The organism is Tellurirhabdus rosea (assembly GCF_026278345.1).
Lineage (GTDB): Bacteria > Bacteroidota > Bacteroidia > Cytophagales > Spirosomataceae > Tellurirhabdus > Tellurirhabdus rosea.
Window position 1 is genome coordinate 3,914,383 of sequence record NZ_CP111085.1, and the last position, 23,097, is coordinate 3,937,479.

Sequence of the window (23,097 nt, forward strand, 5' to 3'; positions counted from 1 at the left end):
AAATTGGCGAAACGGCAAATTTCGGGATTTATGCGCAACCGAAAAAACTTGCGGCGGACGACTTACGACTTACGACTTACGACTATTTTTACCGCATGAACCAAAAACGCCTTATTCTGGCCAGTCCTCTGCTGGAAATTGTCATCAGCCGATTGTGCCAGGAACTGATGGAAAATCATCAGGACTTCGCCGATACAGTGCTGCTGGGCATGCAGCCGCGGGGAATTTATTTTGCCGAAAAAGTAGCCCGCGAACTGAGCCGCACGCTGGGTAAGGAAGTTCCTCTGGGGTATCTGGACGCAACCTTTTACCGGGACGATTTCCGCCGCCGCGATTCCCCGCTGCGTCCCAACACCACGCACGTTCCGTTTTTGGTCGAAAACAAGAAGGTCATTCTCATCGACGATGTGGTGGCAACCGGCCGAATGGTTCGGGCGGCGCTGGACGCCATGACCGCCTTCGGTCGTCCCCGCTCCGTCGAACTGCTGGTCCTGATCGACCGGCGCTACAACCGCGACCTGCCCATCAAACCCGATTATACCGGCAAACGCGTCCACACGCTCGAATCCCAGCGCGTTCTGGTCGAATGGACCGAGCAGGGAGCCGAAGCCGACCGGATCTGGATCATGGAATGATTGAAGGCTGAATTTAGAATGACTGAATGACTGAATGACTGAATGACTGAATAGCTCCGCCAAGGTATAATCTGCGAAGCAGAACAGTCATTCAGTCACTCGGTCATTCAGTCATTCTAAATTCAGCCTTCAATCATTCAAAATTTTTCCCCTCCCCCATAGGGGTATTCTCGCCCCCACGTGTCATAGCTGCAAAACAAAGGAGGCGACGACGGTTAGGTACGATTTTTTTAGGATTCATCCGGAAAAAAACCTGCTTCAGCAAAAGTCGTTTCGACCCAGCAATTCGCCTGCCGACCTTTGTCCAAACAGAAACAACAACTACGTTAAACAGCTATGAAACGCGTAACCTTCCTCACCGCCTGGATTTTGGCCCTGGTGTTTTCCGTTACTTCCTGCATCATTGACCTCGACGGCGGACCGTACGAAAGCGATACCCGCACGTTTGGCCAGACCGGCTTCGACCGCCTCGACATGGGCAGCAATTTCGACATTACCGTTCGCCAAGGCTCGTCTTTCGACATCCGGGCCGACGGCAACCGGCGCGACCTGGACGACCTCGACGTGTATGTTCGCGGCGGTACGCTCTACGCCCGTTACCGCAATAACCTCCGGTCGCGGCGCTACGAAACGCGGTTTACCATCACCATGCCGACCCTGCGGGCAGTGGACTTTTCCGGCGCTTCCAACGCTCAGGTTGGGCGCTTTACCGACATCAGTTCGCTGGATGTGCGCCTCTCGGGAGCTTCCAAAGCCGAGGTGGACACCGATGCCGATGTGCTGTTTGTGGACCTGTCGGGTGCTTCCAACCTGCGGATGCGCGGGGCGGGCGACGAACTGCGCGTGGAACTCTCGGGAGCCAGCACGCTGGATAGCTATGATTTTCCCGTTCGGACGGCCCGGGTCGATCTGTCGGGAGCCAGCACTGCCCGAATCAACGTCAGCCAGCGGCTGGATGCCAAGGCCAGCGGCGGCAGCAGCGTCCGGTTCCGGGGTACGCCGACCGTCAACTCCGACGTATCGGGCGGCAGCAGCGTCCGGCCGGATTGATAATTATGAGTTAAGAATTAAGAATTATGAGTTAGCTTCGCTGAACAGCCTTTGGGCGGCGAAGCTAACTTTTTTTATGGCTTTTATTTCAGCGAAAACGATTGTCCGGGTTCAGAAAGACCGCATCTCCGAAGAGCCGGACCTGCTGGCGGTGGAAGAACCGCTGCAAATCCGGCTGGGATTCGGTCCTCAGGATGCCCGGCAGCAGCGAACGCTGGTCGTGACCATGCGGACGCCCGGAAACGACGAGGAACTGGCCCTGGGCTACCTGTTGGCAGAAGGAATCATCCGGAGCGGGGCGGACGTGCTGTCGTGCCGGTATTGTGTGCAGGATGCCACCAAGCAGACCAACGACCTGCGCGTGGAACTGCATCCCAAAATAGAACTGGACTGGTCGCGGCACGAACGTTCGGCGGTGGGTTCGGCAGCCTGCGGCCTGTGCGGCAAAACGTCGATTGAGGCCGTACAGACGTTGGCGACCGGGCCGGTGTCGCAGGGCTTTCGGATTTCTTCCCAGAATTTGTTTGCCCTGCCGGATCGTCTGCGCGAGCAGCAGCGGGCCTTTACGCACACGGGCGGCCTGCACGCGGCGGCCCTGTTCAACGCAGACGGCGAAATCCTGCTGCTGCGGGAGGACATCGGTCGGCACAACGCGCTGGACAAGCTCATCGGCGCGGCTCTCTGGCGAAACTGGACGCCGGCCTCGGCTTACGGGGTGCTGGTGAGCGGGCGCGTGGGGTACGAACTGGTACAGAAGTGCTGGATGGCCGGTGTACCGCTCCTGGCGGCGCTGGGCGCCCCGTCGAGTCTTGCGGTGGAAATGGCCGAGGAGGCGGGCATGTCGCTGATCGGATTTCTGAAAGAAACCAGGTACAATCGGTATACGAATCATAAAATTGACTTCTGAAGTTGAGTTTCTCGCAGATTTGCGCGGATTTTAAACGCAGATTAGCGCGGAATGATCTGCGAAAATCTGCGCTTCAAATCCGCGCAAATCTGCGAGAAATACTTCACCGAAAAACCAATGAAAATTGCTCCTGAAACCCTGACCGGCCTTCGCCTGAGCCGACCCGCCAATACAGCCGCCGGTGTTCCCGCCGTTCTGAATTCCGTGCGGCACGTTCTGGCGGCTACGGAACTCGCGCGCGGCTGGAAAGCCCTGATGGCCCTGAATCAGAAAGATGGGTACGACTGCCCGTCCTGCGCCTGGCCGGACCCCGACAGCCACCGGTCGGCGCTGGGCGAATACTGTGAAAACGGGGCGAAGGCCGTCGCCGATGAAGTGATGACGCGCCATTCGGCCTCGCCGGTCCTGTTTCAGCGGTATTCGGTGCTGAATTTGCTCGAAAAATCAGACTTTTGGCTCGGCCAACAGGGGCGTCTGACGCAGCCGATGGTGATTCGTCCCGGCGCGACACACTACGAGCCCATCAGCTGGGAAGCGGCTTTTGACCTGATTGCCGACGAACTGAACAACCTGACTTCGCCCGACGAAGCCGTCTTTTACACTTCCGGCCGGACCAGCAACGAGGCGGCTTTTCTGTACCAGCTGTTTGTGCGGATGTTCGGAACCAACAACCTGCCGGACTGTTCGAACATGTGCCACGAATCGACCGGAGTGGCCCTCGCGGAAACCATCGGGCTGGGCAAGGCGTCGATTACGTACGACGATTTCGAGCAGGCCGAGGTCATCATGATTATGGGGCAGAACCCCGGCACCAACGCGCCCCGCATGCTCACGCCGCTCGAAGCCGCCAAACGGGCCGGAGCAACCATCATCGCCGTGAATCCGCTGTTCGAAACGGGCCTGAAAGCGTTTCAGCACCCGCAGAGCCCCCGCGACCTGCTGCTGGGCGGACAGAAACTGACGGACATTTACGTCAAAATCCGGATCAATGCCGATCTGGCTTTCCTGAAAGCCGTGGGAAAGCTGCTTTGGGAAGAAGAGAAAAAAGCGCCCGGAACGGTGTTCGACCCCGGTTTCATCGACGCCCAAACCGCCGGTTTCGAGAAGTACCGCGAAACACTGGAGGCCGCCGACGTGGCAGAACTGGCCGAACAGTGCGGGCTGACCGTAGCCCAGATACAGGAGGTGGCCGACACGCTGAAGCACAAAAAGCGCCTCATCATTTGCTGGGCCATGGGCCTGACGCAGCACCGGAACGCCGTAGCGACCATCCGGGAGGTGATCAATCTGCTGCTGGCAAAGGGCAGCATCGGCATTCCGGGTGGCGGCGCGGCCCCCATCCGGGGGCACAGCAACGTGCAGGGCGACCGCACGATGGGCATCTGGGAGCGACCAAAGCCTGAATTTCTGGACAAAATGAAAGAGGTTTTCGGCTTCGAGCCGCCGCGCCGCCACGGTTATAGCACGGTAGAGGCCGTGGAGGCCATGCACGCGGGGCGGGCGAAAGTCTTCTTCGGCATGGGCGGCAACTTTCTGATGGCCGTTTCCGATACCAACTACGCCGCTGAAGCCATGCAACGCTGTTCGCTGACGGTGCAGGTATCCACCAAACTGAACCGCTCTCACCTGATTCACGGCCGAACGGCGCTGATTCTGCCCTGTCTGGGCCGGTCGGAACGGGACGTGCAGGCGACGGGCGAGCAGTTTGTCACGACCGAGGGAACAACGGGCGTCGTGCAGATGTCCAGAGGCGTGCTGGAGCCGGTTTCACCGCATCTGAAAAGCGAAGTGGCGATTGTGGCCGAACTGGCCAAACGCTGTACTCCCGGGCTGAAGTCCGGGAATACGTGGGAGGCGCTTGTCGCTAATTACGACCGCATCCGCGACCTGATCGAGCGGGTCATTCCCGGGTTCGAGCGGTACAACGAGCGGGTCCGGCAGCCGGGCGGGTTCTACCTGCCCAACGGACCCCGGGAGCGCCGGTTTACGACGCCGGACGGCAAAGCGCATTTCACCGTAAATCTTCCGGAAGTCATTTCGCTCAAAAACAACGAGTTGTTATTGATGACCATCCGCAGCCACGACCAGTTCAACACGACGGTTTACGGGCTTGATGATCGTTACCGGGGCATTCACAACGAGCGGCGGGTGGTATTGATGAACGCCACCGACATTGACCGGCTGGGACTTGAGGCGCAGCAGGTGGTCAATCTTCATAGCCATTACAACGGCATCCGGCGCACGGCCGAGCGGTTTGTCATTGTGCCCTACGACATTCCGCCGGGCAACGCAGCGGCGTATTTCCCCGAAACCAACGTGCTGATACCCATTGACAGCGTCGCCGAAAAAAGCCTGACGCCAACGTCGAAGTCCATCGTCATTACAATAGAATCGTGTAAAGTATAAGGTTGAACGTTTAACGTGCAGCTTCGCCTCCACAAACGTTCCTTGGAAAAGCCACCTTAAACATTCAACCTTCAACTTCGTCTCTACAAACGCTCCCTAGAAAAGCCACGTTAACGTTCAACCTTGAACATTCAACCTTCAACATTAAAATTCATGCCAACCATTCTTCTCACCGGCGGCAACGGCGGCCTCGGCCGTACGGTCACGCAGACCCTTATCCGGAACGGACACACCCTTTTTGCCACCCACGAAGCCGGACATGCCCTTCCTCAGGCCGCCAACCTGACACCCATCGAAGCGGATCTGCGCGACGAAGCCGCCTGCCAGCGCGCGGTGGCACAGTCCGTCGCCGCCGGAGGAACGCTCGATGCGGCCGTTCTGCTGGCGGGCGGTTTTGCGATGGGGTCGCTGGCGGAGACCGATTACGCGGCCGTCGAAAAAATGTTCCAGATCAATTTCCAGACGGCTTACAACCTCGTCCGGCCGGTGGTGGCGCAGATGGAAAAACAGCCGGAAGGCGGGCGGATCGTGCTTATCGGCGCGCGGCCGGCCCTGGCCCCCGAAGCCGGACAGCACATGGTCGCCTACGCGCTTTCGAAGTCGCTGGTGATGCATCTTTCCGAACTCATCAACGCGGCGGGCAAGGCGAAGAATATCGTCTCAACGGTGATTCTGCCCAGTACCATCGACACGCCCGCCAACCGCGAGGCCATGCCCGATGCGAATCCCGAAAGCTGGGTCAGCCCCGCCGATCTGGCCGAGCTGATTCAGTTTGTGACCTTCGGGCCGGGCCGGATGCTGCGGGAGCCGGTGTTGAAAGCGTACAACCGCGCCTGAGCCTTGACCGGATACTAAACGACCCTTCTGTTTGTTGGGTAATTCGGTATATCTTGCCGCTATGAAACCTGCCAATTTTCTGAAGTTTTGCCTTCTGTGGCTGTTAATGACCTCTTTTTCGACTTTCGCGCAAGGTGTCCAATTTGAGGCCGGACCCTGGTCCGATGTTCTGAAAAAGGCGGCCCGCGAGAAGAAACTGGTGCTGCTCCACATCGACAGCAAAGACTGTTCGCAGTGCGTGGAGGTGGCTACCGTCGGGTTTCGCTCGCCGGTATTGCGGGAGAAGTACAATCTCAATTTTGTGAGTTACCGGATCAATCCCGCTACGCCGGAAGGCGCCGAAGTGGCGGGGCGCTACAGCATTGCGAACGGTCCCGTTTCCCTGTATCTGGCCGCCGACGGCAGTCTGCTCCACCGCTTCAACGCCTCCACGACCAATGCCATTCAACTCTCGGAGCAGGCCGAAATAGCGCTGAGCCGCCGAAACCAGCCGTCGCTGGTGCAGATGGAACGGGAATACACCGCCGGAAACCGGAAACCGCAGTTTCTGCGGACGTATCTCGAACGGCGACAGTCGGTTGAGCTGGACACCGAAGAGGTGCTGGACGTGTATGTCAAAAGCCTGCCCGCCGATTCGCTCCGGTCGGCACCAACGCTGCTGTTTATTTTGGAACGGGCTCCGGTACTGGGTAGCCGCGCCGATAGCCTCGTCCGCCGCGACTGGCGCCGGCTGGACAGCCTGTACCGCTTTGGACTCCGGGGGCGGGCGGCTCAAATCAATACGGGCATCATCAATAAAAGCCGTGCGAAAGCCGTGCGGACAAGAGATGCGCGGCTGGCTTTCCAGACGGCCAATTTTGCCCGAAGCACCCATACCCGCGATGAGCGGCGCGGACAGTACGTTTTTGAGTGGAACATGCTCCATTTTTTCCGGGAATCGGGCGATACGGCCCGCTACATCCGGGCGGCCATTCCGTTCTACGAACTCAACTTCATGAGTGTCAAGGTGGACTCCATTGCCCGTCTGGACGAACAGGACCGGCAGAATTTTCTGCGTTCCCTGAGTCAGTCGCCCGGATCACGAAGCGCCGGTTACGCGCCCAATCCCCACGGCACCCGCCTGAGTCAGTCGCTGAACGGAGCCGCCTGGTCGTTCTGGGAAATGGCTACGGAACCGGACGCCCTCGAACGGGCGCTGGTGTGGTCCAAACGGTCGATGGAGTTTCTGAGCCATCCCAACCCGAGCCTGATGGACACCTACGCCCGGCTGCTGTATAAGCTGGGTCGCCGCCCGGAAGCCATCGAGTGGCAGACCCGGGCCGTTGAGATCAACAGGCAGCAGGGCATGCCGAGCGAAACCTTCAGCAAAGCGCTGGCGGCCATGAAAGCCGGAACACTGAAGCCCGGCCAGAAAAACTGAGGCCCGGGGCCGCTGGATTGGTTATCAACAAAGTGCCGTTTAATTCGTATTTTCGCAAAAATGCCCGGCGCATGATTTTCGATAACCACAATCGTCCCATCACCTACCTCCGGCTTGCCGTGACGGACCGCTGTAACCTGCGGTGCTTTTACTGCATGCCCGAAGAAGGCATCAAGTACCTGCCCAAACACCAGCTGCTGACCTACGAAGAGATGCTACGGCTGGTGCGGGTGCTGGCGCGGCTGGGCGTATCGAAGGTCCGGATTACGGGTGGCGAGCCGTTTGTCCGCAACGGCCTGATGGAATTTCTGGAACAAATGGCGGCGATCGAAGGGCTTCGCGACTGGCACATCACGACCAACGGCGTCCTGACGGCCCCGCACGTGCCCGACCTCGTACGGCTGGGCGTCGGCTCGGTCAACCTCAGCATCGACACGCTGGACCGCGAACGGTTCCGGCTCATCACCCGCCGCGACGAGCTGCCCGCCGTGCAGGGCACGCTGGATGCACTGCTGGAACAGCAGGTGCCGGTCAAGCTGAACGCGGTCGTGATGGAAGGAAAGAATACCGAGGACATCCCGGCGCTGGCCGAACTGACGCGGCACCACCCGGTCGAGGTGCGGTTCATCGAGGAAATGCCGTTCAACGGCGAAGGGAGCCACTACCCGGTGCTGACCTGGACTTACCAGCGCATTCTGGACGAACTTCAAAGGCTGTACCCGAATCTGCAGAAACTGCCGGACCCCGCCCATTCAACTTCCTATCTGTACCAGATACCGGGCTATCAGGGCAACATCGGCATCATTGCCGCGTTCAGCCGGACGTTCTGCGGCAGTTGCAACCGCATTCGGATGACCGCCCAGGGAACCCTCAAAACCTGCCTGTACGACAGCGGCGTGCTGGATGTGCGGGCCCTGCTGCGGAGCGGCGCCACCGACGACGAGCTGACGGCCGCTTTCCTGAAAACCTTTGCGCACCGGCCCAAAAACGGCTTTGAAGCCGAACAGCAGCGGGCCCCGGTGTCGGAATCCATGTCCACCATCGGCGGGTAGCGAGCGGATGGGTGGTTGGCGAAAGCCGCCCCCGAATTGTTTATCCCGCTCTTATTGGTAAAATTGGCCCGGAAAGTTAACTCGGGTTTTCAATGGACCAACTTCTGCTTCTTTTGGGCATTGCCGGACTGCTGATCGGTCTGGCGGGTGCCGTTCTGCCGCTTCCCGGCCCGCCGCTGAGCTATGCCGGGCTGCTCTGCCTGCATTTTTCCAATTATGCCGAATTCAGTACGGCGACGCTGGTCAGCCTCGGACTGGCGACGGCCGTCATTGCGGTGGCCGATTATTACGTCCCGATCTGGGGCACGAAGAAATTCGGCGGCACGGCGGCCGGGCAATGGGGGTCGATGATTGGGTTGTGCGTCGGGTTCTTCGTCATTCCGGGCATCGGCATTTTCCTCGGCGCTTTTCTGGGCGCTTTCATCGGCGAACTGATTGCCGGAGCGCCGTCGGGGCAGGCCATGCGGGCGGCTTTCGGGTCGTTTGTCGGTTTTCTGGCCGGAATCGTCATGAAAGTGATTCTCTGCCTGGTCATGATTGTGGTGGCCGGGGTGGAGCTTTGGGACTATTTCTACTAAGACCAGTTGTTCAGCCCCGCGCTCGTGGCGGCATTCAGTTCATTCTGTAGCTGCAGGATGCGGACCCGTTCGAGCTGGCTGCGCTGCCGGGCCAGTTGCTGAAGGGCATCCGCATTTCCGGCCGCATCGGCGCCGCTGATCACAGCATCCGCCACACGATCCGATTTGCTGAGCCGTTCGGCGCCGACCACCGCAAAAATCAGCAGGCCGACCTGCTGGATGCGCTTCCAGTCAGCATTCCAGGCGGTCAGGTCCCGGATGCCCTTCTGATAAAGCCCGTAAGCTACCCGGTGCACGACCCAGACGACGCTAGTATAACTGAGAATGCCCCAGCGGTCGCGGCCCGGGGGAGGCGTATGCTGGCTGATGTGCGTACAGACGGCCTCCACGGCGCTGGCGAGCCGGGGATCACTGCCCGGACGGGCCGCTGCGTCGGATAATTCATGGAGGGTCCGGGCAGACGATTCGTAAAAATAGCGGACGCTGTTGTACAGGGGCCGAAAAAGCAGTTCCGGCATCATCCGGCCCAGATGCTCTTTCACCTTATCCCGGGAGCGTTCGAGTTCTTCGGTCAGCTGACTTTCGTACCGGCGAATGACGGACTGGCTGTCCGGCGCGGCGGGTGTCCCCAGCATTCGAATGAATTTCTGGATCAGCGGGTGGTCCGCGTAGCGAAACGACCGGGCCTCCTGGAGCAGACGACCGCATAAATTCTCGTTGTACAGGTCTTTTTCCAGCGTCGGCATCCGTTCGTTGAGGAAGGCAAGGACGGCCCCGCTTTCGTCCTGCACCCCTTCCAGGTCCTGCCGCGTTGTTTTTTCCTTTTCAAGGATTTCGTTGATCCAGTACGTTTTTTCTTCTTCGGACAGCGGAGAGCCGCTTTTTTTCCTTTCCCGCACGTAGACACTTACCTCAAACAGCCCCAGAAGCTCGTTCATGCGGGTGATGGCCTGAGCGCCCGAAAACTGGTCAATAGAGAGGCTCAGGTAGGAGGTCAGCACCATTTCCAGATAATTCAGCCCTTCCTGAAGTTCTCCGTTGAAGCGGATTTCCTTGATCTGCTGACCATCCGGTCGCCGGGGCATCGGTGTATCGTCGAGCACGACCGGAACGACCACCTTGTTGAGTCGGAAGGAAGTCTGAAGTTCCGCCTGGACTCCCTCGGAGGCCGCTGCTTCCTTCGACCAGATGAGCACAACCACGTCCGTTTTCGCCAGCGACTGGTCGATGGCGGCCTGAATGGGCTGTCCGGGCAGGAGCTGGGCGTAGTCCATCCACACCGTAAAGCCGGATTTTCGGAGACGCTCCATGGCCAGGTTCGCCGCGTATTTGTTCTGCCAGGAATGAGAGATAAAGACGTTCATAGCGGGAGCCGGTTAACAAGCTGGAAAGAAAGGTATGTATTTGATTTTGAGATGACAACTATTTTTTGCCCGCCGGGCAGAAGACAAAATTCGACCGCCGCCGGTTGGTAGTCAATCCCCGGAAAGGGGGAGTCGCCGCCCGCCGAAAACGGCCCTGGGCGGCGTTGGTTTAGTCGTAAAAGGTCGTAGGGGAAGAAACAGAATCTTGGCTTTGGCGGGCGCGCTTGACCGGGAAGGAAGAGGACAAAAAAAGCCCCGTCGGCTGACGGGGCTTGTCGATCAGGCATGTTGCCGGTCGTGAATGCCTTCCCTAAGTTCCTCCAGCATCTTGCGGTTGAAAGCCGGAATATCGTCGGGGTTTCGGCTGGTAGTCAGGCCCTGGTCGGTTACGACTTCCTGATCCACCCAGTTGGCCCCGGCGTTGCGGAGGTCGGTCTGGATGGACGGGTAGGAGGTAAGCGTTCTGCCCCGCACTACATCGGCCTCGATCAGCATCATGGGGGCGTGACAAATCGCCGAAACAGGTTTGTGGGCTTCGAAGAAGTGCCGCACAAACTGCACCGCTTTCGGTTCCATGCGCAGGTGGTCCGGGTTCATGACGCCGCCGGGCAGCAGTAGCCCGTCGTAGTCGTCCGGGTTCGCCTCGTCCAGCGTCCGGTCGACGGGGAAGGAGTCGCCCCAGTCTTTTTCGTCCCAGCCCTTTATCTCGCCGCCTTTGGGCGCAATCAGATGCGTTTCGACCCCGGCTTCCTGCAAAGCCTTGCGGGGCTCGGTCATTTCGACCTGTTCAAAGCCATCCGTGAGCAGAATGGCCACCTTTTTTCCCGCCAGTTTCTGTCGATTTTCCATACCGTTCTTGAGTTAATGTCTACTTAGTCAACCCATGATGTCGGCGAATGTTTGTGCCAGAAAGGGAAAGCCTCGCTTCCTGATATGAAACTTTGTATCTTTCGTCTTTTCCAAAAACAGGCATGTACTCACCGAGCGATCTTGAAAACTTACGGGCGGCCAGCCAGCTTTCGCCCGACAATGTCCTCTTACGCAAACTGCTGGCCGACGCCCTGCTGAAGACCGGTCGGGCGGCGGAAGCCGAAACCGAATACCGGGCGGCGCTCCGGCTGGCACCCGACGATACGGCCCTCAAACTGGGGCTGGCCCGGGCTTTTCAGCAAAACGGCAAAACCGACGCGGCGCTGGTCGTCCTGGAAGACCTGATTCAGCAGAACAACGCCGAAGCGTATCTGCTGTCCGCCCGCCTGCTGCTGGCCCAGCGCCAGTTCGCCGAAGCCCGTGACCACTACCAGCGTGCCTGCCTGCTCGACGACCGGCTGGCGGACCCGGCTCTGGAGGCAGAACTGGCGGTCGAAACGGACCGGATTCCGCTCGCGGCCGGACCGGAGGAGACCGGCGAATTTAGGCTGGAAAGTCAGAAACCAACGATTTCGTTTGCCGACGTGGGCGGCATGGACGCGGTGAAAGAGGAAATCGCGCTCAAGATTATCTTCCCGCTCAAACACCCGGACCTTTACAAAAGCTACGGCAAGCGGACCGGCGGCGGTATTCTGCTGTATGGCCCTCCCGGCTGCGGCAAAACCTACCTGGCCCGGGCGACGGCCGGCGAAATCAGCGCCTCGTTTATTTCGGTCGGCCTGAACGATATTCTGGACATGTGGATCGGGGCCAGCGAACGTAATCTGCACGATGTCTTCGAACAGGCCCGTCGGCAGGCTCCGTGCGTGCTGTTCTTCGACGAAGTGGACGCGCTGGGAGCGAGCCGCAACGACATGCGCAAAACGGCCGGTCGCACGGTGATCAACCAGTTTCTCGACGAACTCGACGGGGTACGCCATGCCAACGACGGGGTGCTGGTTCTGGCCGCGACCAATACGCCCTGGTACCTCGACAGTGCTTTCCGGCGACCGGGGCGCTTCGACCGGCTCATCTTCGTGGCCCCGCCCGATGCGTCGGCCCGGGAGGAAATCCTGCGTCTCCAGCTGCGCGAACTGCCCGCCGCCGACGTGGACGTAACGGCCGTTGCCCGCAAAACCGAAACCTTCTCCGGAGCCGACCTCCAGGCCGTGGTAGACCGGGCTGTGGAGCGGAAATTGCTGGAAGCCATGAAGGCGGGTCGCCCCGTGCCCGTCACAACGGCGGATTTGCTGGATGCCGTCAAAGCCCATCGCCCGACCGTGCGGGAGTGGTTTTCGTCTGCCAAGAATTACGCCCTGTACGCCAACGAAGCCGGTCAGTACGAACCCGTGCTCAGTTTCATGAAAACGCAGAAGTGGCTCTAAACCTGCCGGGGCTAATCTCAACGCTATAACATAAATCCTGTCAGGACTTACGGCCGCTGACAGGGGTAGAAAATATGCTCACCGAACCTACACTCGAACGCGGCCGACTGCTGTACAGCCAGGGCCGCTACCATCAGGCCCTGACGGCCTTCAGGAATGTACTCACCGTTGATCCGGGGAACCCGGAAGCCATGCTGATGCTGGCCTATACCCTCATCCAGCTGGAACAGCCAGCCGAAGCGCTGGACGTTGCCAATGATCTGCTCAGGCAGTGGCCCGACCAGGCGGTGGTGCTCGACCTGAAAGCCCGCGCTTATCTGGGCCTGAAGCAGCCGAAGGAAGCCCTGCGGAGCGCTCAGGAAGCCATTCACCTCGACCCGTCCGATGCGGACTACTGGGGGACGGCCAGCCTGATTCACTATCAGGAAAAAGATTTCAGCGATGCCCTGCACCATGCCGAACAGGGCCTGCAGCTGGACCCCAGCCAGGAAGTCTGCCTCAATATCCGGAACCTTTGTCTGGCCAAACTCGGCCGGTCCGACGAACTGCCCGTTTCCATCGAAGAAACGCTGGCGGAAGACCCCGGCAGCGCCTTTAGTCATGCCAGTGCGGGCTGGGCGCTGCTCGAAAAAGGCGACCACCGGAAAGCCCGGGAGCATTTTGCCGAAGCCCTGCGCCTTGAACCCGGAATGACCTGGGCCGAGGCGGGTATGCTCGAAGCCCTGAAGGCCAAAAATCCGCTGTTCCGGATTTTCCTGAAGTATTATTTCTGGATGGCAAACTTGAAAGGCCAGCAGCAGTGGGCCGTCATCATCGGTAGCTTTGTGGGGATCCGCTTCCTGAATTCGCTCGACAGCTCGGTGCTGGCTATCGAACTGGCGCAGGTGGCCGTGATGCTGTTTGTCTGGCTGACCTGGTTTGCCGATCCGCTGTTCAACGTCCTGATGCTGGCGGACGCCCAGGGGCGACACCTGCTTTCGGACCGGAAACGGGCGATGTACCGGTACGTGGCTGTTCTGCTACCCCTCAGTTTTGTGGCGGCGCTGACGGGCTATCTGGCCGAATCGATGAACAGCTTCGGGATGGCTACGCTGTTTCTGGGCGGCCTGATGGGGCTCGGACTGGTGCTGCCGCTCAGTGCCTGGATTGAGGCGGATATTTATAAAAATCGCTCCCGACTCCGGCTGATGCTTTTCATCATGAGCCTGACGGCCGTTGTGGCCCTCGTTCTGCTCATTGGCGGCAAGGGCGAAGGAATGATTCTGTTCAACCTCTTTACCGTCGAATTGATCCTCTTTATGTTCTTCCGGAATTTTCTGCTTATTGAAAAGAACGATTAACGACGCGTTTGCCGACTATGAAAAATCCCCGCCAGAGCCTCTGGCGGGGATTTTTAGGTTATAAGGTCGCGCCGGACGACTGCCGGACTTTCCGGCGATTCCCCGCCGGGCGGGAACGGGATTCCAGCGTTTTACAGGCTTTCTGCCGTCGTCCCCACCAGACGAGGAAGCCGCTGACGGGCAGCGAAGCCGAAAACAGACTGGCAAAGAACGCCAGTATTTTGCCGGGAAGCCCCAGAACCTGCCCCGTGTGCAAATCGTAGTTGGTGTGGCGGAAAAGCTCCCCTTTCGTGAATCGGTCGTACCGTTTTTCGTGCAGCACCGCTCCGGTATACTGGTCGAAGGTCAGCATGTTGTATTTGCGGTAAATGGCGGATTTGTCGTACCGGACCTGGACGCGGATGGTCGAGACGGAGTCGGTGGGGAAGTAGACGTAGGATTGCTCGCCGCCCGGAAACTGCCGGTGAATCTGGGCAAACGCCCGGTCTACCGGAATGCTGGCCGCGCCGGGCTGGTAGGTGGAGAAAACCTTGCTGCGGTCGCGGGGTTTGCCGTCGAGGAGGTAGAAAATGCTGTTTTCCCACCATTGCCAGGCCCAGACAAGACCCGTCATGGAGATGACCAGCAGAAAAATCAGGGCGTAAAAACCGCCGACGCTGTGCAGATCGTAATTGACGCGCCGCCAGCGGGCATTCCACTTGATACTGAACTTCTGTTTAAAGGCTTTTTTGTAACGCGGCCACCAGAGAACAAGTCCCGAAAGCAGCAGAAAGAGGTACATCAGCACCGAAACGCCGACAATTCGCTTGCCCACCTCACCAAGCAGCAGGTTCCGGTGGAGCTGCTCGACCACGTGAAAAAACTCCGTTTTCTCCTCCTGAACGCCCAGTACCTGACCCGTGTACGGATTGACGCCAGCCACCTTGTCTTTTTTGAGATGAACCAGAACGGCGCGGTCGGGGCGATGCTCGATGGTCATGGATTCAATCCTGGCGTCGGGAAGCTGGCGGTTGACGGCCGCGGCAAGTTGGCCGGGCGTCAGAAACGGCCGGGACTCGGCCGTTACGATCCGCTCATTTCGGTAAAAAAACAGCCGAAGTTCTTCCTCAAACACGTACAGACAGCCCGTCAGACTTACAATCAGAACAACCAGTCCGGAGGCCAGACCAAGCCAAAGGTGTAACTTCCCTAGAATCTGTTTCATACGAGGCTGCTTTCGTCTTTGCGTTGGAATGCGAATGGAGTCGTAAAAGTGGCGTTTAATTAGAATAATTCAAAATAATTGACCGTTTTGTTTTGAATGGTTCTAAATAGACTCTAGGTTTGTAACCGAATTTGACCTCGGACAAACCAAATCCAGATATGATGAGTAAGCAGGTTCTACTGACTGTACTGTTTACGTGGGTAATTTTCGCCACCGCCTTTGCCCAGACGTCCCGGCTCGAAGGACGAGTGTCGGATGCCCAGAACCGGCCGGTTGTCGGCTTCAGCCTCCAGCTAAAAGGCACCCGATACGGCACTGTGACGGACAGCGACGGGGCTTTCCGGCTCACCGACCTGCCCGCGGGCGAATACCGGCTGCTTGGCTCAGGGGTCGGGTTCCGCCGCTTCGACCAGGCCGTGCAACTGACGGACGGGCAAACGACCACGCTGGCGCTGACCGCCACCGAGCAGATGGAAGAACTGCAAACGGTAGAAATTACCGGTCGCCGCGAAACGGATTACAAAACCGACCTCTCGTTCGTCGCCACCAAAACGGCCACGGCGCTGAAGGACATTCCGCAGTCGGTTAGTTACATCACCAAAGAACTGCTTCAGGATCAGGCTATTTTCCGGCTCAACGAAGCTGTGAAGAACTTCAGCGGGGTCAACCAGTTTTCGTTTTACAACGACCTGACCATCCGCGGGCACCGCGTATCGGGCGGCGACAACTACGCGTCGCTGGTCAACGGGCTGCGGTCGAACTCCAGCTTCTGGAAGCAGAATCTGACGCCGCATCTGGAACGGGTGGAAGTCATCAAAGGTCCGGCTTCGGCCCTGTTTGGCAACACCTCGCCGGGCGGCACCATCAACCGGGTCACCAAAAAACCGCTGGACGAAGCCCGGCAATCGCTGAGCTTTTCGGTCGGTAGTTTCAATACGTTCCGGTCGCTGGCGGATTTTACCGGACCCATGAACGAGCAGAAAACGCTGCTGTACCGGCTCAATCTCGGCTACGAGAACGCCATGAGCTTCCGGGACCTGCAATACGATAAAAACCTGATTGTGGCGCCGTCCGTCACGTTCCTGCCCAGCGACCGGACCCGCCTGAACTTCGATGTGGTCTACCAGAACTCGAACGGCCGCCTCGACCGGGGGCAGGCGGTGCTGGGCAACGGCGACCTGTACTCCGTCCCCATTTCCCGCTCGCTCAACCGCACCAACGACTACCTGAAGGAAGAAACGTACAACATCACGCTGTCGCTCAACCACCGGTTCAACGAACACATCAGTTTCAACTCGGCCTACATGAAAACGGGTTATGAGGAAGACCTGCTCGAACACCGCTCGGCGAACACCTACGCCAAGGACGGAGCGGGGCAGAACATCCCGAATCTGGTGGAAATGCAGGTGTTTATCCGCCAGCGGCGCTGGTTCGACGACAATATTTCCAATTATTTCAACCTTGATTTTGCCACCGGCAAACTGGCGCACCGGCTCGTGATCGGCTACGATTATGCGCAGCAGAAACTGGCTCCCGGCGGCTCGCAGCTGGTGGCCCGGGGCTACCGCAACGCCGCCAATACCGGCGCAATCAACACCTTCAATCCGGCCAGAGCCAAAGATTACCTGCTCGACAGCCAGGGGGCTCCGGTGCCGAACGTGGCGCATTTCAACCTGACCGAGGCGAATCCGTACTACATGGCGGACATGAGCAAGTACTTCTACAGCCGCACCGATTATCCGCCTACCTTCTACTACACGCAGGGCTTTTACGCGCAGAATCAGATGAGCATCGGCAAGCTGAAGGTGCTGGCGGGCTTCCGGCAGGATTATTTTACGGAAGTCGTTGAGTACAAAACGGCGAAAGAGCGGAAAGTGAAGCAGCAGGCGCTGATTCCGCGGCTCGGCCTGGTGTACAGCCTGACGCCCAACATCAACGCCTACGCCACCTACGTGAAAGGGTACCAGCCGCAGGTGGCTACCACGATTGCCAACCCGAACGCGGGCGGCCCGTTCGACCCGCTGGTGAGCCGGCTGGTGGAAGGCGGCTTCAAGAGCGAATGGTTCGACAAACGCCTGAACGTGACGGCTTCGGTCTACAACCTCGAACTGAACGGGACGCTGTACCCAGCCAACCAGCCCAACCAGCCGGACCTGCTTACGCAGGTTGGGCAGGAAGTGGCCAAAGGGGTCGAACTGGACGTCATCGGGCAGATTGCCACGAACTGGAACGTCGTGCTGAACTACGCCTACAACGACGCAACGATCACCCGTAGCACGACCGAAAGCCAGATTGGGCAGCAAAAACCCAATGCGCCGAAGCACCAGGGCAATTTCTGGACGAAATATGTGGTAAGCAGCGGACCCCTTCAGGGTATCGGCATTGGCGTGGGCGGTAACTTTGTCGGGAAGCGACTCACGTCGCTGAACACGGCGCAGAGCACGCCCGCCTACGAGGTCTTTAACGCGGCGCTCTATTACCAGATGAAGAAGTTTCAGATTCAGGTCAATGTCAACAACCTCGCGGACAAGACCTACTGGGTGGGCGGCTACGACTACATCCGCCTGTTCCCCGGCGCCCCACGAAATTTCCTGGCCACGGTAGGATACACGTTTTAATAGTCGTAAACAGTCATAAGTCGTAAACGATGCTTCGCTGATGTTGAATTGAGGCGAAGCGCCGCTTACGACTTATGACTGATTACGACTATTTTTCCCCCTTAAACACCTTGACCATAAACACGCATTCCTGGAGGCGTTTGATCTGCTCTTTGCGGGAAAGGCGGGCGAGGGTGTTTTTGTTGTTAATGCGAATCGAGCTGCCTTTCAGCGAATCGGTCGGGATGGCGGCGATGGCACGAAGGAGGTAATCCGTTTTGATGGCAAACGTGGCGCCTTCGGTCAGGGTCTGTTTCCCGCTGACGATGCCGATCACGTTGCCCCGTTCGTCCAGCAGCGGCCCGCCCGAGTTACCGGGGTTGACGCTGATGGCTACCTGATAAGCCGTGGTATCGCCCCGGTAGCCGGTTCGTGAGCTTAGGTAGCCTTCTCCGTAAACGACCTCATCGCGGGGGAAACCAAGTGTATAAACCCGTTCGCCCAGGTCGGAGGAAACCGCACTGAAAGCGTACGGCAGGGTATTGCGGCGGCGGAAGGTCGTGTCGTTGCCTACTTCCAGAATCGCCAGATCGTAGTTCTGGTCGGTGTAAACGACTTTCGCCTTGTAAATATCGCCTTTGACGCTCTGAACGTAAACCGAGTCGGCGTCGCGGACAATGTGCGTATTGGTCACCAAATACCCGTCCGGCGAGAGCAGAAAGCCCGTACCGGCTACCTGTCCGGGGTTGAGCTGCAGGGCCCGCTGCCGGGCGCTGATGTCGTTGAGAATCGCGTTCTGCGACTGCCGGATGGCGTTCAGATCGCGGCGGAGCATGCTGTACTGCTGGCTCTGCTGCTGGCTCGACTGGTAAGACTTGTAGAGCGACAGCGTGGCGAAGGTCGAAAACACGGCCACTGAGGCCGCCACGGCCAGCGTGGTGCGGTAGGTCTGCCAGAGCGCCCGGATGCCGGTGGGTTTCAGCGGCTCCACGGGAGTTTCCAGTTCAGCGCGAACGGCGTCCATGTCCATCGACTGGTGAATCTGCTCCAGCTGCTGCCGGAAGGCATTCCGCCGGTCGACGAGCCGCATGGCGTCCGCCAGCTGCTGCTGTTCACGTACTTTCTGGGCCAGTAACGGGTCGGCCTGGCAGGCGGCGTCAAAATGCCGCCGCTCGTCGGGTGTGAGTTCGTCACGCACCCACCGGTCGGCCCAGTCCCGAAATTGTCCTTCTGATTCCATCACTCAATCCTCTTTATACACTGAAAAGAAAAATCGCTTCAAGCGCATCAGGCATTTATATTTCTGATTTTTCGCGTTATCGGCATTGGTATAGCCAAACTTGTCGGTGATTTCCTGCATCGACAGGTGGCGTACGTAAAAATCTTCGAGCAGCGTCCGACAGGGCTCGCCCAGTTTTTCGAGCGATTCACTCATCAGGTCAAACTGGCGGTCGCGGATTTCGTGCTCGCTCAAGTCAGCGTCAACCGAGACAAAGTCATCGGTATCTTTCAGAAAATAGCCGCCTCCCGGCTGGCCATTGCGATTACGGTGGGAGAGTTGCTTAAGCCAGAGGCGTCGGCAGACCGAATACAGGTACGTTTTCAGTTGCGCCGTGAGCACCAGCGTTCCGGCCGACAATTTCTCGTACACCACAACAAGCGCTTCCTGGTAGATGTCTTTGGCGTCGTCTTCCGTGCCGCTGTTGTTCAGTACCAGATGCAGCACCATCGGAAAATATCGCCTGTACAGCTGGGTTAATGCCTCTTCGGAACCATTCGCCAGACCGGTAATCAACTCATCATCGGTGAGTTCCGACCGGGCTGGGGTGGAGCCGCCGCGGGGCGAACCTTTGCTTTCATTCATCGTTACTCTCTGTTGCTTTATACCGCAGCGGCGAAAATGTAACCCAAAAAAAATATAAAAATTTTTTCCCGAAGAGCGGGTTACCTTTTCCGGCGGGGCGTATTAAGGACGGAAATTCACTAAAACTTTAAACATTTCCTACAATGAAAGGTCTTGTAAAATCAGCTTTCTTTGCTCTGACGGTTGTTGCACTGGCTTCTTGCGGCGGTAACAAATCTGAATCTACGGAGTCTACGACGACTACGGATTCAACGGCTATGTCTTCTGACTCAGCTATGATGTCTACGGACACGACGATGGCTACGGATTCAGCTTCTGCTACGATGTCTGCTGACTCTGCACGCTAATTCTTTCGATAAAACGAAATAAAGAAGCCCCATCGCACAACTGCGAGGGGCTTTTTTGTGGACTCTCTGCCGGATACCGCCTCAGTCGTCACCGCTGACATTCTGCTGGGCACCAATGACGGCAAGTTTTGCCGGTTTTCCGGGAACGGCGATGGCAGGCTGCCTGCTAAGGTCCGAACGCTTCAGAATGAGTAAGTTGCTGTTCTGCGGATCGGTCAGGTAAACAAATTTCTTTGTGATGGTCATGTCCGGTTTTACCTTGGCCGCCGGGTCAATCGCCCCAATGATTTTTGCTTCACGCCGCGCCACGCCCGTGCGCCCGTCATGGACTTTCAACGTGCCGTCGTTGAGCAGGGCAAAAACCTCCCGCCCTTCCTTATCCACTTTGAACGTATGGAGCTGGTCGGTAACAACCACCGGCGTCAGACGGTTACCGGAAACATCAATACGGTAAACACCAAGTTTGGCGGTGTATCCATAGAAGGCGTCCGCTACGGCATCGTGGACAATCGTTCCGAACCAGTTTTTTTCAAATTCTGACGGATAGGGAATGAGCCGCTGGCTGCCGTTGCTCTGAACAACCAGAACCCCATCCGTAGTGCCAAAAAGGGCCGTCTCGCCGTTTCCTGCGTCACCGTGAATGCCGGTCACCGCCTGTGTGGCTTCATGCACGACAGTGCCGTTGCCGTCCACAATCCTAACTCCCTGCGGAAGAGAGCCGGTGATAGCCGGATTCTTTTTTGTTACCGCATACGTCCCGTTGCTGAAAGCAACCAGAGCCCCATGGTGCGGAATATCTACTTTGACGGTTTTGGGCTGAACGGCCGTCGCGTGCAGGTCGGTTTCCCGAAATAAAGTCATGGAGCCCTCTCCATCGTTGAAAATAGCAATATTGTCACCCATTGCGTAGACGTGCGTCGGTTTGAGCGCCGAGGAGGTCGCGGCTGCCCATTTGGGCGTACCTTTCACATCAGCATGGTCGCCATGATCGACGATCCCGCTGTCAAAAAACTGGACAAAGTCATTGGCGTAGTTGACCAGAACCGCATAACGGCCGCTGGCTGTAGGGTAGACATTGCTGCCGCCGAATCGGGCCGTAAACTTTTCGGACGATTGTTTGGACGGATTCACCAGCGTGATTTCACCGGATTCGGCATCCGTAATCAGCAGCCGGGTAAAAGCGGACTCGCCTTTGTTCGTCGGCTCTACTTCATCGACGTTGTTGCAGGCTGTCGATACAAAGACCAGACCAGCTACCACGCTGAGTCGCAAAAAGGAAGATAGGTGCTTCATAAAGGAGATAGAAGTTATAAATGCAACTGTGTTGCAAATATGGTTAAATATTTAATTGCAACAAGGTTGCATTTCAAGGTTATCAAAAAAAAAGCCCCTTGCACTAAGGGGCTTTTTGGGGACTGCTGAACTTAAACCGTGTACCGGAAGTAGGACCATTCGCTCCATGGGAAGTTGCGCCCGCCCACCTGCGCCCGCACCCGGAAACGCCCGCGCTGTGCCCCGACAAAAGGCTGGCTGAACGAGGTGCCCGTAATGCCCGAGCGGACCAGAAAGGCGCTGCCCGCCTCGGCGGCCCATTTGCCGCTGGCTACCGCCCCGAACGCGTCAATCTCCAGCGTATAAGTAGCTCCGGGAATGTTGACCGGCGTCCAGCTGTAGGTGGTGTTGCGTGGGAAGTGGTTGAAAACGGTTTCGGGCGCCGGGGTCTGGAGTTGCGGCACCACCCCGGACCACCAGTTGAGCGTCGGGTCGCCCAGAATAACCATGCCGTAGAACCAGCGCCGCTCGTCGAGGTTGTGGTCGGGACCGATGGATTTCCACCAGTCTACAAAAGCATCCCCTACGTTTTTACCCGCGCCCATCGGGTTATAAAAGTTTTCGAAATACAGCATGGAGCCCGTTTTGGTGCTGCCGACCGCCACCAGACCGTTGCTGTTTCCGCCGCCCGCCTTGTCGAAAATGTACCAGCCGGCCATGTATTCGGCGTCGGTGTACCGGGCGTTGCTGCAGGCAAAAAGGTTGTAAAAATACCCTTTGGGCGGCTTTTCGTCCCGCAGGAACGTGTTGGGAACCCAGTCGCTGCCGTCGGGCTTTTTGAACGAATGACCGAACGGGTTCGAGTGGGCACCGATCTGCACCCAGCCGCGAATGTCCTGTACCTCCGATTTATAGCGGGGCCCGGTCGTGCTGGCCGGTGCCGTGATGACCTCAATATTGGCCGCCGGAATGGTGCCGTCGAGGCCGCAGTCGCCAAACCCTTCCCAGTCGTCGTCGATCAGCGTCAGCGCCGAGCGCGAATGACCCAACTGGCCGACCCGGAAGCGGTGGTTACGGTCGAAATAATCAATGAGCAGCCCCACGTCGTTGCCCCCGGCGGTCGGCGTCCAGAGGCGGCCAATCCAGATTTCGGGCGCTACATTGCCCGTATGCTGGCTGTATTTGCCGTCGGCGTCGGTATCCGACCAGGTGCCCGTCAGATCCATGTAGAACAGGTCGCAGGGAAATTCGGCGTGGGCGCCGTAAAAGTCGTCGTCCATCTCGAACCAGGGAACGGCCACGCTGCCCACCAGCAGGGCTCCTTTCAGGCCGTCGTAACTTTTCAGAAAATTCCGCAGGTGCAAGGGGCGGCCGCCTTTGATGGTATACACGTCGGCGAAGTAACCGTCGTAGGCCAGATCCACCACATAACGGTTCAGTCTTTCCTTGAGCGCGTTGTAAAGATCAAAATGAACGGCCACAACCATTTTTCCCTTTGGAAAATGAGCGGCCGAGTAATTCTGGTAATAGCGAATATCAGGCGGAAAAAGCGGATGGGGCTGGCCCACAATTTCCATATAATTAAACCATTCGACGGGGAAACGCTTCCGGAAGGCGTCTACATCAACCAGCCTGATTTTGTCCTGGTCGATGAATTCGAGGTTGCGTACTTTGTCGTACCGGATTTTGAAGCGGTTGGCATTCTGAATCTTCTGAACATTGAGGGAGGAGAACGGATTTTGCTTGCCCATGATGGTCGCCTGTGTTAAGGGTAAATGGAAGTGGTTTTTCGGGTCACAACCGATGGGGCAAAACTACCGGACCCGCCGGACTTGAACTAGAGTAAAACTGCTGAAAATCAGCGGGAAGTAATTGTACGCGACCAGCGCGTAGATTCATAGTGTGATGAGCCGTTCGGTCGAGTGAGCGA

18 protein-coding genes are annotated in these 23,097 nt (G+C 58.0%); 11 read left to right on the plus strand and 7 right to left on the minus strand.

Annotated features, from left to right (window positions below):
* Positions 1-95 precede the first annotated feature (95 nt).
* The 8 genes from pyrR to ORG26_RS16635 all read left to right on the plus strand — a co-directional run bounded on the left by pyrR (position 96) and on the right by ORG26_RS16635 (position 8,885).
* Positions 96-635: a bifunctional pyr operon transcriptional regulator/uracil phosphoribosyltransferase PyrR gene (gene pyrR / locus ORG26_RS16600; protein WP_266363714.1), complete on the plus strand. Its 540-nt coding sequence runs from the start codon at positions 96-98 to the stop codon at positions 633-635.
* A gap of 336 nt (positions 636-971) precedes the next feature.
* Complete coding sequence (locus ORG26_RS16605) at positions 972-1,685, plus strand: head GIN domain-containing protein (protein ID WP_266363716.1); 714 nt, start codon at positions 972-974, stop codon at positions 1,683-1,685.
* A 76-nt stretch (positions 1,686-1,761) separates the two neighbouring features.
* Positions 1,762-2,592 carry a formate dehydrogenase accessory sulfurtransferase FdhD gene (fdhD, locus tag ORG26_RS16610; RefSeq protein ID WP_266363718.1) on the plus strand — a complete coding sequence of 277 codons (831 nt, stop codon included), beginning with the start codon at positions 1,762-1,764 and terminating at the stop codon, positions 2,590-2,592.
* 117 nt (positions 2,593-2,709) lie between these two features.
* Positions 2,710-4,998, plus strand: a complete 2,289-nt coding sequence (locus ORG26_RS16615) for an FdhF/YdeP family oxidoreductase (protein WP_266363720.1) — start codon at positions 2,710-2,712, stop codon at positions 4,996-4,998.
* A gap of 153 nt (positions 4,999-5,151) precedes the next feature.
* Positions 5,152-5,835: an SDR family NAD(P)-dependent oxidoreductase gene (locus ORG26_RS16620; protein WP_266363722.1), complete on the plus strand. Its 684-nt coding sequence runs from the start codon at positions 5,152-5,154 to the stop codon at positions 5,833-5,835.
* A 61-nt stretch (positions 5,836-5,896) separates the two neighbouring features.
* Positions 5,897-7,255, plus strand: coding sequence for a hypothetical protein (locus ORG26_RS16625; RefSeq protein WP_266363723.1), 1,359 nt, complete (start codon positions 5,897-5,899; stop codon positions 7,253-7,255).
* A gap of 71 nt (positions 7,256-7,326) precedes the next feature.
* Positions 7,327-8,307 carry a GTP 3',8-cyclase MoaA gene (gene moaA, locus ORG26_RS16630; RefSeq protein WP_266363725.1) on the plus strand — a complete coding sequence of 327 codons (981 nt, stop codon included), beginning with the start codon at positions 7,327-7,329 and terminating at the stop codon, positions 8,305-8,307.
* Positions 8,308-8,399: 92 nt separating this feature from the next.
* Entirely contained in the window at positions 8,400-8,885 is a 486-nt protein-coding gene (locus tag ORG26_RS16635; protein WP_266363727.1) for a DUF456 domain-containing protein, read from the plus strand.
* On the opposite strand, the gene ORG26_RS16640 is transcribed toward ORG26_RS16635, so the two are convergent.
* Together ORG26_RS16640 and ORG26_RS16645 are read right to left on the minus strand one after the other, a co-directional pair.
* Positions 8,882-10,249 carry a toll/interleukin-1 receptor domain-containing protein gene (locus tag ORG26_RS16640; RefSeq protein ID WP_266363729.1) on the minus strand — a complete coding sequence of 456 codons (1,368 nt, stop codon included), beginning with the start codon at positions 10,247-10,249 and terminating at the stop codon, positions 8,882-8,884. The two genes, ORG26_RS16635 and ORG26_RS16640, sit on opposite strands and share 4 nt — an antisense overlap.
* Positions 10,250-10,528: 279 nt before the next feature.
* On the minus strand, positions 10,529-11,098 hold the full coding sequence (locus tag ORG26_RS16645; RefSeq protein ID WP_266363731.1) for a type 1 glutamine amidotransferase domain-containing protein: 570 nt from the start codon (positions 11,096-11,098) through the stop codon (positions 10,529-10,531).
* Between the two features lie 122 nt (positions 11,099-11,220).
* Here ORG26_RS16645 and ORG26_RS16650 point away from each other — a divergent pair, with 122 nt between their 5' ends.
* Together ORG26_RS16650 and ORG26_RS16655 are read left to right on the plus strand one after the other, a co-directional pair.
* On the plus strand, positions 11,221-12,543 hold the full coding sequence (locus ORG26_RS16650; protein ID WP_266363733.1) for an ATP-binding protein: 1,323 nt from the start codon (positions 11,221-11,223) through the stop codon (positions 12,541-12,543).
* A gap of 56 nt (positions 12,544-12,599) precedes the next feature.
* On the plus strand, positions 12,600-13,883 hold the full coding sequence (locus ORG26_RS16655; protein WP_323134437.1) for a tetratricopeptide repeat protein: 1,284 nt from the start codon (positions 12,600-12,602) through the stop codon (positions 13,881-13,883).
* 58 nt (positions 13,884-13,941) lie between these two features.
* Here ORG26_RS16655 and ORG26_RS16660 read toward each other — a convergent pair whose 3' ends face one another.
* A complete protein-coding gene (locus ORG26_RS16660; protein ID WP_266363736.1) occupies positions 13,942-15,087 on the minus strand; it encodes a PepSY-associated TM helix domain-containing protein in 1,146 nt (381 codons plus the stop codon).
* A gap of 158 nt (positions 15,088-15,245) precedes the next feature.
* Here ORG26_RS16660 and ORG26_RS16665 point away from each other — a divergent pair, with 158 nt between their 5' ends.
* On the plus strand, positions 15,246-17,705 hold the full coding sequence (locus ORG26_RS16665; RefSeq protein WP_266363738.1) for a TonB-dependent siderophore receptor: 2,460 nt from the start codon (positions 15,246-15,248) through the stop codon (positions 17,703-17,705).
* An 88-nt stretch (positions 17,706-17,793) separates the two neighbouring features.
* Here the strand turns inward: ORG26_RS16665 and ORG26_RS16670 are convergent, their stop codons facing one another.
* From ORG26_RS16670 to ORG26_RS16685, 4 genes are all read right to left on the minus strand, one after another.
* On the minus strand, positions 17,794-18,924 hold the full coding sequence (locus ORG26_RS16670) for a trypsin-like peptidase domain-containing protein (protein ID WP_266363739.1): 1,131 nt from the start codon (positions 18,922-18,924) through the stop codon (positions 17,794-17,796).
* Positions 18,925-18,927: 3 nt separating this feature from the next.
* Positions 18,928-19,548, minus strand: a complete 621-nt coding sequence (locus tag ORG26_RS16675; protein ID WP_266363741.1) for an RNA polymerase sigma factor — start codon at positions 19,546-19,548, stop codon at positions 18,928-18,930.
* A gap of 428 nt (positions 19,549-19,976) precedes the next feature.
* Positions 19,977-21,188, minus strand: coding sequence for a hypothetical protein (locus ORG26_RS16680; RefSeq protein WP_266363743.1), 1,212 nt, complete (start codon positions 21,186-21,188; stop codon positions 19,977-19,979).
* A gap of 131 nt (positions 21,189-21,319) precedes the next feature.
* Entirely contained in the window at positions 21,320-22,918 is a 1,599-nt protein-coding gene (locus tag ORG26_RS16685) for a hypothetical protein (protein WP_266363745.1), read from the minus strand.
* Positions 22,919-23,097: the final 179 nt, after the last annotated feature.